The organism is Amycolatopsis sp. lyj-346 (assembly GCF_046548975.1).
Taxonomy (GTDB): Bacteria; Actinomycetota; Actinomycetes; order Mycobacteriales; family Pseudonocardiaceae; genus Amycolatopsis.
Genome location: NZ_JAJPWT010000007.1, coordinates 20,618 through 33,518, shown reverse-complemented (window position 1 = coordinate 33,518; position 12,901 = coordinate 20,618). Strand labels below are relative to the sequence as shown.

The following is a 12,901-nucleotide window of genomic DNA, read 5'->3' as shown; positions in this document are numbered from 1 at the left end:
ACGGGGGTCGAGCCGAAGTTGGTCTCGGCCGCACCAGGCGGCCGAGCGTCTGAAATCAGTTGGGCTGGACGGGCTGGCCGCCGAACGTCACCTCGACCGTGCGGCTGTCGGCGAGCGTGAACGTCGCCTTCTCGTCCGGAGCCCGGGTGCGGACCGCCGCGACCAGCGTGTCGGCCGAGTCGATCGGGCGATCGTCGATCTTGGTGACGACGTCGCCCGACTTCAGGCCGGCCTTCTCCGCCGGGCTGCCTGGCTTGATGGTACCGAGCTCGGCGCCGCCCTGCGGGGCGTCCTTGACCTCCGCGCCGATGTAGGTCTGCACCGCCTGGCCGGTCTTGATGATCGTGTCCGCGGTGCGGCGGGCCTGGTCGATCGGGATGGCGAAGCCGATGCCGACGTTGCCGCCTTCGGAGCCGCCGCCCTGGCCACCGCTTGCCGACTGGGGGCTGTAGATCGCGGAGTTGATGCCGATGACCTGGCCTGCCATGTTCGCCAGCGGGCCACCCGAGTTGCCCGGGTTGATCGCCGCGTCGGTCTGGACCGCGTCCATCACGGTGGTCTGGTCGCCGCTGCTGCCGCCCGCACGCACCGGCCGGTGCAGCGAGCTGACGATGCCCGAGGTGACCGTGCCGGCCAGCTCGAACGGCGAACCGATGGCGACCACCGACTGGCCCACGCGCAGGTCGTCGGACCGGCCGAGCTCCACCGGGGTCAGGTTGCCGACGCCGTTGACCTTGACGACCGCGATGTCGGTCGTCGGGTCGCGGCCGACGACCTTGGCGGCGGCCTTCTTGCCGTCCTGGAACACCGCCTGGATCTGCCCGCCGTTCGCGCCGACCTCGACGACGTGGTTGTTCGTCAGGATGTAGCCGTCGGTGCTGATCACGAACCCGGAGCCTTCGCCGGCGCCCTGCTGGCCGCTGACCTGCAGCTCGACCACGCTCGGCGACAGCTTCTGCGCGACGGCCTCGACCGAACCGGCGGGCGCGTTGCCCGTCTGCTGGGCCGGCTTCGGCGCGTCGAGCGCGTTGCCGGCCGGGCCGGACGACCCGCCGGTGAAGTACCCGACCGTCCCGCCCGCGACGCCGCCGACCAGCAGCGCGACCAGCGCGACGCCGGCGAGGAGCTTCCCGCCGGACCGCTTGGGCTCCGGCGCGGCCACGGGGTAGCCGGACGTGCCCGGCTGCCCGTACGGGTTCGCCGGCGGGTAGACGCTCTGCTGGGTCTGGCCGGACGGCAGCTGCGCACCCGGGGCGGACCAGGGGTTCGCGGTCTGCCCGCCGTACGCCGGATCGGCCCCGGTCACCGCGTGGTACGACGGCTCGGAGTACTGCGGCGCACCGCCGGACTCGGGCTGGGCCTGTTCACCGTACGGGTTTCCCGCCCAACCGCCCTGGGCCGGCTGCTGGCCGGTCTCGGGGTGCCGCGGCGCCGCGGGGTTGTGCGCGTTGGGGTCGTTCTCGGTCATGTCCTCACCTTGCGCGATGGTCCTGAGAGGTTCCTGAGCCGAACCTGTGCATCGGAGATGAGTATGGCCGCCTCAGCCCGCCGCGCGGAGCCGTTCCGCGATCTGCTCCGGCGTCGCGTCGTTGATCCACACCGCCATGCCCGATTCGGACCCCGCCAGGTACTTCAGCTTGTCCTTCGCGCGCAGCACGGAGAACACTTCCAGGTGGAGCCAGCCGAGCTCGCGGTCGCGGTGGACCGGCGCCTGGTGCCACGCCGCGATGTACGGCAGCGGCCGGTCGTACAGCGCGTCGCAGCGGCGCAGCACGTCGAGGTAGACGTCGGCGAAGTCGTCGCGCTCGGCGTCGGTCAGCGCGGGGATGTCCGGGACCTGCCGGTGCGGCACGATCTGGACCTGGACCGGCCAGCGTGCCGCCGGCGGCACGTACGCCGTCCAGTGCTCGCCGGAGGTCACCACGCGCGCGCCGGACTTGACTTCCGCCGCGAGCACGTCGCCGAGCACCGGGCGGCCGTGTTCGGCCTGGTACGCGCGAGCGACGTCGAGCATCCGCTCGGTCTTCGGGGTGACGAACGGGTAGCCGTAGATCTGCCCGTGCGGGTGCGACAGCGTGACGCCGATTTCCTCGCCGCGGTTCTCGAACGGGAAGACCTGCTCGACCCCCGGCACCGCGGACAGCGCGGCCGTGCGGTCCGCCCACGCGTCCACCACGGCCCGCACCTGCTTCGGGCTCAGGCTGGCGAAGGCGCCGTCGTGGTCGCTGGTGAAGCAGACGACTTCGCAGCGGCCGCGCCCAGGCCGCACCGGCACCAGGCCGAGACCATCCACAGAGGACGGCTCGCCGACGACGTCCTCGGCGAAGGACGGGAACCGGTTCTCGAAGACGACGACGTCGTAGTCGCCTTCGGGGATCTCGCTCGGCTTGCCGGGCTTGCTCGGGCACAGCGGGCAGAGGTCCGCCGGCGGCTTGTAGGTCCGCGTCTGCCGGTGCGCGGCCATCGCGACCCATTCACCGGTCAGCGGGTCCAGCCGGATCTCCGATGCGGCCGAAACCGGCGGCAGGTCACGGGTGTCCTCGGCAACGCGGTCGGGCGCGCCGGGCTGGTCGAAGTAGATGATCTCCCGGCCGTCGGCCAGGTGTCGTACGGTTCGTTTCACGCTTCTTCGGCCTCGACCGTCTCCGCCGTTTCGGCGATCATGAGTTCTCCTGCTCGTTCGGCGAGTATTTCCTTGACCTCGCCGGGAATTCCGTCATCGGTGACGACGACGTCGGCCTCGTCGAGGTCGGCGATCGTCGAGATCCCGACGGTGCCCCACTTCGTGTGGTCGGCGAGCACGACGAGCTTGCGCCCGGCCTCGACCAGCGCGCGGTCGGTCTCGCTCTCGGTGAGGTTCGGCGTCGTGAACCCCGGCCCCTCGGCCATCCCGTGCACGCCGAGGAAGACGGCGTCCAGGTGCAGCGACCGCAGGCTGTGCACGGCGACCGGCCCGACCAGCGCGTCCGACGGTGTCCGCACCCCGCCGGTGAGCACGACGGTGCGGTCCGGCTGCGTCGACGCGCGAAGCACGTCGGCGACCTGGATCGAGTTGGTGACGATGGTGAGCCCGGGGATGGCGTCGAGCGCCCGCGCCAGCGTCCACGTGGTGGTGCCGGCAGAGAGGCCGATCGCGGTGCCGGGCCGGACCAGCGTCGCGGCGAGCTCGGCGATGGCTTCCTTCTGCGCCCGCTGACGCACGGACTTGGCTTCGAAGCCGGGCTCGTCGGTGCTCTTGCCGACGACCGAAGTGGCACCGCCGTACACCTTTTCGACGAGCCCGCGCCCGGCGAGGACGTCGAGGTCGCGGCGCACGGTCATGTCGGACACGCCCAGCCTGGTCACGAGGTCACTCACGCGGACCGCGCCGGTCCGGCGTGCCTCTTCCAGGATCACCGCCTGTCGCTGACGCGCCAGCACCTTTCACTCCGTCCGTCGCAGCTCAACCACACAAAATCCTACACGATTCAACATGGAATCTGCCGCGCGGAGGAGGGTGAACTTCGAAACACCCAGGTCACGACGCGGGCAGCAGGCGGGGCACCACGCCCCAGACGAACAGGACCACCACCGGTGCCGCCAGCGCAACCTGCCACGCTCGCGGCAGCGCGTCCGCGGTGACGAGGGCGGCGTACGCGTAGGAAGCGGCGGCCACGACGAAGAACACCACCGTGTTCGGCAGGTCGGCCACCGTGGACACCAGCGCGAAGAAGACCAGCGGCCCGCCCAGGGCGACGGGCCAGGCCGGCCGGATGCGTCCCACCGCCATGATCGCCCACGCGAGCAGCGCGACGCCGAACACCAGGGCCGGCACCGCGATGATGCCGACGATCAGGCAGGCGGGGCCGTCGCACAGACGCCACGGCACCACCTGCGGGACCAGTGCCGCCAGCACCACGCCGGCCGCGGCGACCAGGCACCGGCGGATCAGTTCGCCACCCGACACGTACCGATCCTGGCCGACACCGGCGCGGATGTCCCGGAAACGACCGGATCAGCCGGGCGCCCCCGGCAGCCGGATCGTCATCAACGCGCCGCCCTCGGGCGCCTGGGAGGCGTACACCGCCCCGCCGTGCCGCTCGGCCGCGTGCTTCACGATCGCCAGCCCGAGACCCGAGCCGGGCAGCGTCCGCGCCTCCGACGAGCGGTAGAAGCGGTCGAACACCTTGGGCAGGTCCTCTTGGGCGATGCCCGGGCCGGCGTCCGCGACCTCGACCACGGCGGTGCCGTCGCCGAGCGGGTACAGCCGCACCCACACGGTCGCATCGGGTGGCGAGAACTTCACCGCGTTGTCGAGCAGGTTCAGCACCGCACGCTCGAGCGCGCTGTTGTCGCCGGTGAGCACCCACGGCTGCAGCGAGACGTCGAAGTTGATTTCGCCCGCTCGCCGCCGCGCCCGGTCCAGCGCCCGCTCGACGACTTCCAGCAGTTCGACGCGCTCGAAGCGCTCGCGCGGCTCGTCCTGGCGGGCGAGCTCGACCAGGTCGCCGATGAGCTGCGTCAGCTCGTCGAGCTGGCCGCTGATGTCCGCGACGATGTCGATCCGGTCTTCGTCCGGCAGCGGCGGCGCGCCCGGTTTGCTCGCGGCGAGCAGCAGCTCGAGGTTGGTGCGCAGCGAGGTCAACGGCGTCCGGAGTTCGTGCCCGGCGTCCGCGACCAGCTGGCGCTGGCGTTCCTGCGAGTCCGCGACCGTGCCGAGCATGGTGTTGAACGTCTGGGTGAGACGCGCGAGTTCGTCGTCGCCGCTGACCGGGATGGGCCGCAGGTCGCCGGTCTTGGCGACGCGTTCGGCGGCCGACGTCAGCCGGTCGACCGGGCGCAGGCCGGCTCGCGCGACCGCGGTGCCCGCCGCGGCGGCGACCAGGATGCCGGCGCCGCCGATCAGGAAGAGCACCAGCGCGAGCTCGTTCAGCGTGCGCTTGGTCGGGCCCATCGACTGGGCCAGCACGATGGCCTCGCCGTTTCCGGCCCGCAGGGCGACCACGCGGCTGTCCGTGCGGAAGTCCGTCCGCAGCGACTCGGCCGATTCGCCGTTCGCGACGGCCAGCTCGTCCGGCCCGAACGGCGGGGGCGAGCTCGACAGCGGGTAGGTCATCACGGCGTGCTGGACGTCGGGCGCCGCGTCGAGCTGCCCGATCTGCAGGTCGGCGCTGGCCAGGAAGGCGCCGGGGACCTGCCGCAGCTCGGTCTGCACCTGCGGCGACTTGGCCGCCGCCTGCGCGCGCGCCAGCAGGCTGTTGTCGAGCTGCTGGTAGAGGTTGCTGCGCACGACCATGTACGCGCCGATCGAAACCAGCGCGACGGCGCCGGCGACGCAGGCGGCGGCGAGCAGCGTCACCCGGCCGCGCAGCGAGAACCGGCGAGCTCCCCAGCGCGTACCGCGGGGGTCGCCCGGTTCGGTCACGGCGGCGTTTCCCTCAGGACGTACCCCACTCCCCGCACCGTGTGGATCAGCCTCGGCTCCCCCTCGGCTTCGGTCTTGCGGCGCAGATAGCCGACGTAGACCTCCAGCGCGTTGCCCGACGTCGGGAAGTCGTAACCCCATACTTCCTCCAGGATCCGGCCCCGCGTGAGGACGTGCTTCGGGTAGGAAAGGAACAGTTCCAGCAGGGCGAATTCAGTCCTGGTCAGGCTGATCTCGCGGTCGCCGCGGCGGACTTCCCGCGTGCCGGGGTCGAGGGTCAGGTCCGCGAAGGACAGGGCCTCCGAGGCCTGGCCGCTCGGCCCTTCCGGGACGGCGCGGCGCAGCAGTGCCCGCAGCCGGGCGAGCAGCTCCTCGAGCGCGAAGGGCTTCGGCAGGTAGTCGTCGGCGCCGGCGTCCAGCCCGGACACCCGGTCGGAGACGGTGTCTCGCGCGGTGAGCACGAGGATCGGCAGGTCGTCGCCGGTGCTGCGCAGGCGGCGGGCGACCTCCAGGCCGTCGAGCCGGGGCATCATGACGTCCAGGACCATCGCGTCCGGCCGGTCGGCGATGATGGCTTCGAGCGCTTGCGCACCGTCGCTGGCCAGCTGGACCTGGTAGCCGTTGAACTCCAGGGACCGCCGGAGCGACTCACGGACGGCGCGGTCGTCGTCCACCACAAGGATGCGCATGGCGTCAGTTTTACGCAGCGTGCTGAGACCCGCCTAAGAACACACGGAGAACTCACAAAGGATTTGTCACTCCGGAGCGCGCGCGACCGGCGCGTTCCAGCGCCGCCACAGCGCGACCATCCGCACGCTGACCACGACAGCGGCCGCGACGACGGTCACCGGCCCTTCCGGAAGTTGCACAGCGTGACCAACGGCCACGAGCACCGAGCCGGCCAGCGCGGCCACGGCGTAGATCTCCTTCCGCAGGACGAGCGGGATTTCCCGGAGCAGCAGATCGCGCACGGCCCCGCCGCCGATGCCGGTCGTCATCCCGATCAGACACGCGGCGTAGACGGTGGCGCCGGCGTTGAGCGCGATGGTCGTCCCGGCGGTGGCGAAGACGCCGAGCCCGAGCGCGTCCGCGAGGAGAACGCCCCGCCGCAGCCGCGCGACCTGCGGGTGGAAGACGAAGACGGCCAGTGCGGTCCCGGCGCAGACGGCGAGGTAGGGCCAGTTCCGCAGCGTCGTGGGCGGGTGGATGCCGAGCAGGACATCCCGGATGACACCACCGCCGACAGCGGTGGTGAGCCCCACCACGACAACACCGAAGACATCGAGCCGCGCCCGCACCGCGGCGAGCGCCCCGGACGCGGCGAAGGCGACGAGCCCGACGAACTCCAGCGCCGTGAGCAGCATGTTCTACTGGTCGAGCAGCCCACCGCGGTAGGCCAGCAGCGCGGCCTGCACCCGGTTCGCCGCACCGATCTTGGACAGCACGGCGGAGACGTACCCCTTGACGGTGGCCTCGGAGAGGTGCAGCCGCCCGCCGATCTCGGCATTGGACAGCCCCTGACCGATCAGCGCAACGACCTCCCGTTCCCGGTCGGACAGCGAGGCGAGCAGCTTCCGGGCGGGCTGAGCAGCACGTTGTTCGTCCCGGTGCGACTGAACCATCCGCGCGGCGACACCCGGGTCCAGGACCGCACCACCCCTTGCCAGGTCCCTCACCGCCCTGAGCAGCGCCGCGGGATCGATGTCCTTGAGGAGGAACCCGTTGGCCCCGAGCCGCAGCGCGAGGCTGACGTATTCGTCGATGTCAAAGGTGGTCAGCATGGCCACGGTGGGCGGATCGGGGAGGGCGAGGATGGCCCGGAGCGCCCGGATACCGTCATCGGGAGCCCGCATCTTGATGTCGAGCAGGGCAACGTCGGGGTGGTAGCGCCGCGCAACCTCCACGGCGGATCTGCCATCGCTCGCCTCGCCCACGATCTCGATGTCCTGGGCCCCGGACATCATCGCGCGCAACCCCGAGCGCACCAGTTCCTCGTCGTCGGCGAACATGAGCTTGATCAACGAAGCCCTCCGCAACAGCCGGTGGGAGCGGCTCCCCGCGTCCCGTTAACGAAGGTTACCTACTGTTGTTCAGCAGTTCGAAACCAGACACGACCAGGTGACACGCTGGTCCGTCCAGGTCAGCCACGGTGGACGGTCCGCCTGGGTGTACTGGGGGTGTCGGCTGCGGGTAAGAACCACTCACCTGGGTGACGACGAGAGTCGGGCTACGCCATCCGTGCCCCTGCTGCTGCGACGAGCCTCGGCAGGTTAAGCTGACCCGGCAGCAGCAGGCCCTCGTAGCTCAGGGGATAGAGCACCGCTCTCCTAAAGCGGGTGTCGCAGGTTCGAATCCTGCCGGGGGCACAATTGTTCGTGCTCATATACTCCGTCACGAATGCCCTACGCCGAACGATCGTAGTGGCCAAACCTCATCGTGAGTCCTCGGCACAGCAGGTTCGACCTTGGTCGGGTGAAAACGCCCGGACGCCTCACGCACGGTCGCCCATGCCCGCAGTTCCCGGCGTGTCTCGTCTTCAGCGCGCTCGCGGGGCAGGCGACGCCCGCCGGCGTGCCGCGGCGTCGAGCAGATCCGCCACGGTCCGGCGGGCCGGCCGGGAGAGGGCCGGAGCGGTGTCGTCGCGGTAGCGGTGCAGCAGTTCCATCCGCACCCTCGTGCCCTCCCCCAGCGCGACCCGGACGAGGAACCGGTCTTTCTCGGCGGCCGACAGGCGGGTCATCCAACTGGCGAGGTCATCGGGATCGCCGACAGCCTCCTCGAGCGGCGGAGAAGCCTCGGCCGCGATGGCGAGGAGGTCGTCGTCGAGGCGGAGAAAGTCGGCGAACGCTCGCTGCGCGGCCGTGAGCGTGTCCAAGCCGGGCGGGACCGGTGGTTCGACCTCGGCGTCGGCTTCGCGGCCGAAAATGTCCTCGTCGCGTTCCCAGGCGCCGTAAGCCGCCAGCCAGGCGAGGTAGAGCGGCCGGAGGTCGCCGGCGGCGAGCTCGGCGCGGACTCCGATGATCGCCGACAACAGGCTCTCGGCGTCGTAGTCGAACTCGCCGGCATCGTCTTCGCTCGTGAAGTCGAGCACGAGGAAATCGTCTGCTACCCAGGCGCTCGCTCCGTCGCCGACGCAGTAGTCCTCGACGACATCCGGATCGAGCAGGTCACACGGCAGGCGGAACATCACGCGCTGGCTGCCCCAGTTGGCGACGTACAGGTGCGCGTCGTAGTAACGCTCCATCAGACGGCGCGGGTCACCCTTGAACTCGCCCCAGTCGTATTCGTTCACGAAGCTGGTGGCGCTGATCCTCGCCCGGGTGGACAAGGACCGGACTTCGGCTCGCTCGCCATCGTCCAGCGGCCGGTCGATCGCCAGGAACTCGTAGTACTGGTATTCGCTCACGCCTCATCCAGTTCGTCAGCGCCGGTGGACGGCCTCGCCCGGAAACTCGAATCGTCTCCCAGGTGGAAGAACAGGTGTCCCTCGATCGTGTCGTCGTCGACGAGGACGGCCCAGCCGCGTCCGCTGACTTGATCGCCTTCGTCGACGCCTTCCCAGGTGAACTCGACGCCGGGCGAGCCGTCACGTTCGGTCGCGCGGCAGTCCAGCCCGCCGGTGACGGCGATGAACCTGATCTGTCCGGTTCCGTCGGCGGCGAACTCGATGAATCCAGGCTCGTCCAGGTCGATGTCTTCGCGGTCCCAGCCGCTCATCGCCACCAGCCGCCACCGGCCGACCAGCCGCTTCGAAGACTTCGGCAAATGTCGAATCACGAGATGGCAGAGTAGTCACCCTTCACTCGGGCCCGCCGGTCGCACGTGAACTACTGTTGGCATTGAAGTTGCGGGGGTTGACGACCGGCGTCGCCGTCCCCGGCTCAACGGCGGCGCTTCTTTCCCTTTCCCTTGACGCTCCGGGAGCGGGCGAGACCGCCCAGCGGATGTACCTTGCGGCTCGGCGCGAACTGCTCGAACACCTCCGCCAGCTCCGCGAGCCCCACCTGGTCCGGATGCCCCGAATGCAGGACCGCTTGCTGCAGATCCGCAAGCTCGGCGCCAGCCGGTGCACTCAGCATTTCCAGCGCTGCTTCCGGCCCGGCCGTCTCCAACAGGAGAAGGAACTGCTCGGTCATGCCAAGCAGGCGCTCCCGGTCGTCGACTTCGCCGAGGTCCAGTTCGCCGCGGTCGATCAGCACGCGGGTTGCGATCGGGCCGAGGGCCGGGTCGGTGCGCAGGTCGCGGATCAGGAGATCGCCGTCCGGCAGGGAACTGACGAGAACCTCGAGCATGTCCGACGCCAGCGTGCGGAACGGGCTTTCGCGGATGGCGTCCAGCAGAAGGGGAAGGCCGGCCTCCCGGCCACCATGCGCCGCCAGCCAGCCGGAGATCTCCGCCGCGGCCGTCTCCGAGTTGTAGTGGTTCACGAGCGTGGTCAGCATGGGGGCTGGGGCGGCGTCGGCGAGATCACCCACCAGAGGCGCGACCCGGCCCTCCCGCAGCAGCCGCACCCGGACCGCCCGGGCACCCAGGGGCGTGAGGGTGACCAGGTCGACCGACGGGGCGTCGAGCGCGCTCCGCAGCCGGCCCTGCACGTCCGGCGGAAGCTCGGAGTTCTCCGGCACCAGATCGGTGGTGTACATCGGGTCGGGCGGCCCCACGGTCAGCTCGACCGCGCCGAATTCGGCCAGCTTGGCGAGCAACCGGCGGAACTCGCTCGCGAGCCCTTCGCGCCAGATCGGCTCCGTCGACGGTCCGAGATCGAAGCCGGCGTATCCGGCACAGGCCAGCCACGCGCTCTCGGCGAGCCGGACGACGGGAATCGGCTCCGGCATCCCGTAGATCGTGTTGAGCACGTCCGGCAGCACGATGTCGAGGTTCTGGTCGAGCAACAGCACGTAGCTGGGCGCCCAGCCGGTCTCCTTGACCAGCAGGCCCGGCCCGGGGAGCGCGTCGAACGCGGCAGTCCACAAGGCAAGAGCGTTCTTCAGCAGCGGCGCCGCCTTCGCCACGCGCACCAGCTTGCCCTTGACCACCCGAACGATCCGGGTGCGCTTGGCGAGTTCGAACACGATGGCGAGGTGGGGCAGATCGGCGCTGCTGCGGACGCTCTCGACCTTGTCACCGAGGTCCCGGTCGAGCGTGTCACCGGTGTCGAGCAACGACACCAGTTCGCGGGCGTCGGCGAGTTTCAGGTTGCCAGTGCTGGTCAATGCCCGGCCGTCACCCACCCAGTCGACGAGCTTCCGCAGCTGGGCCACGATGGGCGAGGCTTCGGCGGCGTCCGCGAGTTCCGAGTCGGCCGGCAGCGACACCGGCGGCTGGGAGAAAGCCCGCTCGGTCTGCTCGACGACGTGCCGGGCGGCGATTTCGGCGACGAGTTCGGCGTCGTAACTGTGCTTCCCCTCGCGCACCTCCGCGAGGAACGCGTTCAACGCGTCGTGGTCCGAGAGGTCGACCCCGTTCCGGGCAGCGGTCATCACCCAGAACTTGGCGATGCCGAAATTGCGTTCGTCGGCCATCGCGGCCGGAAACTCGGGCGTCGCCTTCGCGACCGCGGCCTCGAGGTCCGCCAGTGGCTCGCCCATGGGGTCGGCCAGCCCGTTCTGGTGGAGGTACCGGAGGAACATCCGCAGTGTTTCGGGCACGAGGACAGCCTCGTCGGCGGTGGCCGACAGGGTGCGCGGCACGTAAGACAGCAGGAACTCCCGGACCTGCGCGGTGGTCCACCAGGTCAGCCGCCCGTCGACGGACGTGTGCCGGAACTGGAGTGCCGACACCACGGCATACGGGTCGACCTCGCGGCCCTGCGCATCAGCCCAGCCGGTGAAGCGCCGAACCAGCAGGTCCTGCCCTGCTTCGTAGCCTTCGTGGTCGTCACGGTCGTAGTAGGTACGCACCCGGTCCCTCCTGCTCGCCTACTGGCAAGGTAGTGAAGGGAGCCGGATCGTCCGCATTCGGGTTTACGGCCGCTCCACCCACCGGGCCCCGTACGCCAACCCAGGCGTCAGGTGACGGAACTGCAGGTGCACCTCCCTCGCCGCATCAACCTGCAGCCTCCGTCCGCGATACCCCGGGTCCGTGATGTCCCTCTCGAACGCGCCCTCCAGCGCAAGCACCTCCGCAGGGCCCTCCTTCCCGAACCTCACGCGAAGGTCGAACACCTCACACCGATGCCGCGGGACGTACACCACGTGCACCGCCGGCTCGGCCGTGAACACCGCCGCGAACTCCCACGACTCGCCGCGAGACAGGGACAGCGGCGGCGGCAGCTTCACCGCGCCCTCCGCGAGCGTTCCGCCGTAAAGCACCAGGCCCTCGCCGGCAGGAAAAGCCAGGTCGAAAGACCGCAGGCCGTCCTGGTCCGCCACCACCCGGTGCTGCTCGAACACGCACGGCTCCTCGAGCACCACCGCTACCGTCAACGCCGCCGTGTGCCACTTGCCGGGCGTGGCTGAAGCCGGAGCTGCCGACGCCAGCTCCGCCAGCGAATCGATTGCCTCGTCCACGCGGCGGCGGACCGTGCGCGGGTCGCGGTCGACGCGCGCAGCCGCCCACCGCACCCGGTCCTGGTACAGCGGCTGGCGGGCCTCCGGCGTGATCGCGAAGGCCGCCAGCGCCGCCAGGCGGAGGTCCTCGGGCAACTGCGAAGACAGCTCGGCCAGGCGATCCGACACCTTGGCCCGGATCGTCACCATTCCGTCCGGCTCCGCGACCCCGCACGCCGCACGAAGCGCCGGGCCCACCCGGTCCGGGAGCCTGCTCGCCTGCAGGCCGCGGCCCTTGCGCAGCGTCTTCAGCTCCCTCACCAGCTCAGCGTGGTCCACCGGCTTCTCCTTCAGTGGGTCTCCATGGCAACCCCCTTTTGGTGAGGGTGCGGTCGGCCGGTGGACGGGAAGTGGACAGAACGTGCATCACCGAGGCGATCAACGCCGTTCCCATGCGGACGCCGTCGCGGCCCAGGTACGTGCGGAACGTTCCGATGCGGTCCAGTGCGTCCTGGTCCGCGTCGCCCAGGCCGAACGTCACCACGCGGGGACAGCGCGGCCACGAAGGGTCCGTCAGGGAAGCGAACGCCGACGGCCAGGTCACCGGGTCCGTCGGCTGGCCGTCGGACAGGAAGAACACCAGCGGGCGGTGCACGACCACGCGGTGGCGCTTCAACGCGGACACGTCCCGGTCGATCGCCAAGCGCAGGAACGTGAACAGCGGGCCGAAGTTCGTGCCCGCGCACGGGCCCGGTTCCGGCAGCTCGGCCAGTTCGTCCATCGGCAGCAACGACTGGACCACCTGCGGCTTCTCGCCGAAGCCGACCACGCTGCAGAACACGCGGCCGGCGAGCGACGCGTCCGCGTGGACGGCGCCGCGGAACTCGCGCAGCCCGGTGTTCAGCTCGTCGATGTGGTCGGTCATCGACAGCGAGACGTCGCAGGCCACGTAACACGGCAACACGTCGGACCCCATACCGGTTTCTCCTTCACCCCAGATCGACCGGCG

The 12,901-nt window shown here is 70.4% G+C and carries 13 protein-coding genes and 1 tRNA gene; 1 reads left to right on the top strand and 13 read right to left on the bottom strand.

From position 1 onward, the window contains the following. Window positions 1–55: 55 nt before the first annotated feature. The 8 genes from ACLJQE_RS21940 to ACLJQE_RS21905 all read right to left on the bottom strand — a co-directional run bounded on the left by ACLJQE_RS21940 (window position 56) and on the right by ACLJQE_RS21905 (window position 7,425). On the bottom strand, window positions 56–1,468 hold the full coding sequence (locus ACLJQE_RS21940; protein WP_410641186.1) for a trypsin-like peptidase domain-containing protein: 1,413 nt from the start codon (window positions 1,466–1,468) through the stop codon (window positions 56–58). A gap of 72 nt (window positions 1,469–1,540) precedes the next feature. Then, window positions 1,541–2,623, bottom strand: coding sequence for a galactose-1-phosphate uridylyltransferase (gene galT / locus ACLJQE_RS21935; RefSeq protein WP_410641185.1), 1,083 nt, complete (start codon window positions 2,621–2,623; stop codon window positions 1,541–1,543). Beyond that, on the bottom strand, window positions 2,620–3,420 hold the full coding sequence (locus ACLJQE_RS21930; RefSeq protein ID WP_410641184.1) for a DeoR/GlpR family DNA-binding transcription regulator: 801 nt from the start codon (window positions 3,418–3,420) through the stop codon (window positions 2,620–2,622). The genes galT and ACLJQE_RS21930 overlap by 4 nt, the downstream gene beginning before the upstream one ends. Before the next feature lie 97 nt (window positions 3,421–3,517). Beyond that, a complete protein-coding gene (locus ACLJQE_RS21925; protein WP_410641183.1) occupies window positions 3,518–3,946 on the bottom strand; it encodes a hypothetical protein in 429 nt (142 codons plus the stop codon). Window positions 3,947–3,994: 48 nt separating this feature from the next. Next, window positions 3,995–5,404 (bottom strand): sensor histidine kinase, encoded by a 1,410-nt coding sequence (locus ACLJQE_RS21920; RefSeq protein ID WP_410641182.1) that lies wholly within the window; start codon window positions 5,402–5,404, stop codon window positions 3,995–3,997. After that, window positions 5,401–6,093: a response regulator transcription factor gene (locus ACLJQE_RS21915; RefSeq protein ID WP_410641181.1), complete on the bottom strand. Its 693-nt coding sequence runs from the start codon at window positions 6,091–6,093 to the stop codon at window positions 5,401–5,403. Before ACLJQE_RS21915 ends, ACLJQE_RS21920 begins: the two co-directional genes overlap by 4 nt. 66 nt (window positions 6,094–6,159) lie before the next feature. Further along, the gene (locus tag ACLJQE_RS21910) at window positions 6,160–6,768 is read right to left on the bottom strand and encodes a trimeric intracellular cation channel family protein (RefSeq protein WP_410641180.1); all 609 of its coding nucleotides are present in this window, start codon (window positions 6,766–6,768) and stop codon (window positions 6,160–6,162) included. Between the two features lie 3 nt (window positions 6,769–6,771). Next, complete coding sequence (locus ACLJQE_RS21905) at window positions 6,772–7,425, bottom strand: response regulator (protein ID WP_410641179.1); 654 nt, start codon at window positions 7,423–7,425, stop codon at window positions 6,772–6,774. Window positions 7,426–7,697: 272 nt separating this feature from the next. Here ACLJQE_RS21905 and ACLJQE_RS21900 point away from each other — a divergent pair. Then, window positions 7,698–7,770, top strand: a tRNA-Arg gene (locus ACLJQE_RS21900). 170 nt (window positions 7,771–7,940) lie between these two features. On the opposite strand, the gene ACLJQE_RS21895 is transcribed toward ACLJQE_RS21900, so the two are convergent. From ACLJQE_RS21895 to ACLJQE_RS21875, 5 genes are all read right to left on the bottom strand, one after another. After that, window positions 7,941–8,810 carry a hypothetical protein gene (locus tag ACLJQE_RS21895; RefSeq protein ID WP_410641178.1) on the bottom strand — a complete coding sequence of 290 codons (870 nt, stop codon included), beginning with the start codon at window positions 8,808–8,810 and terminating at the stop codon, window positions 7,941–7,943. Continuing rightward, entirely contained in the window at window positions 8,807–9,181 is a 375-nt protein-coding gene (locus ACLJQE_RS21890) for a hypothetical protein (protein ID WP_410641177.1), read from the bottom strand. The genes ACLJQE_RS21895 and ACLJQE_RS21890 overlap by 4 nt, the downstream gene beginning before the upstream one ends. A gap of 104 nt (window positions 9,182–9,285) precedes the next feature. Then, window positions 9,286–11,304: a hypothetical protein gene (locus tag ACLJQE_RS21885; RefSeq protein WP_410641176.1), complete on the bottom strand. Its 2,019-nt coding sequence runs from the start codon at window positions 11,302–11,304 to the stop codon at window positions 9,286–9,288. 63 nt (window positions 11,305–11,367) lie between these two features. Beyond that, window positions 11,368–12,231 carry a hypothetical protein gene (locus ACLJQE_RS21880; protein WP_410641175.1) on the bottom strand — a complete coding sequence of 288 codons (864 nt, stop codon included), beginning with the start codon at window positions 12,229–12,231 and terminating at the stop codon, window positions 11,368–11,370. Further along, window positions 12,218–12,868, bottom strand: coding sequence for a vWA domain-containing protein (locus ACLJQE_RS21875; protein ID WP_410641174.1), 651 nt, complete (start codon window positions 12,866–12,868; stop codon window positions 12,218–12,220). The genes ACLJQE_RS21880 and ACLJQE_RS21875 overlap by 14 nt, the downstream gene beginning before the upstream one ends. Window positions 12,869–12,901 lie beyond the last annotated feature (33 nt).

Bases quoted from the DNA above. Each gene is read 5' to 3' on its own strand.
- ACLJQE_RS21940 (WP_410641186.1), bottom strand. From the start codon at position 1,468: ATGACCGAGAACGACCCCAACGCGCACAACCCCGCGGCGCCGCGGCAC.
- ACLJQE_RS21915 (WP_410641181.1), bottom strand. From the start codon at position 6,093: ATGCGCATCCTTGTGGTGGACGACGACCGCGCCGTCCGTGAGTCGCTC.
- ACLJQE_RS21910 (WP_410641180.1), bottom strand. From the start codon at position 6,768: ATGCTGCTCACGGCGCTGGAGTTCGTCGGGCTCGTCGCCTTCGCCGCG.
- ACLJQE_RS21875 (WP_410641174.1), bottom strand. From the start codon at position 12,868: ATGGGGTCCGACGTGTTGCCGTGTTACGTGGCCTGCGACGTCTCGCTG.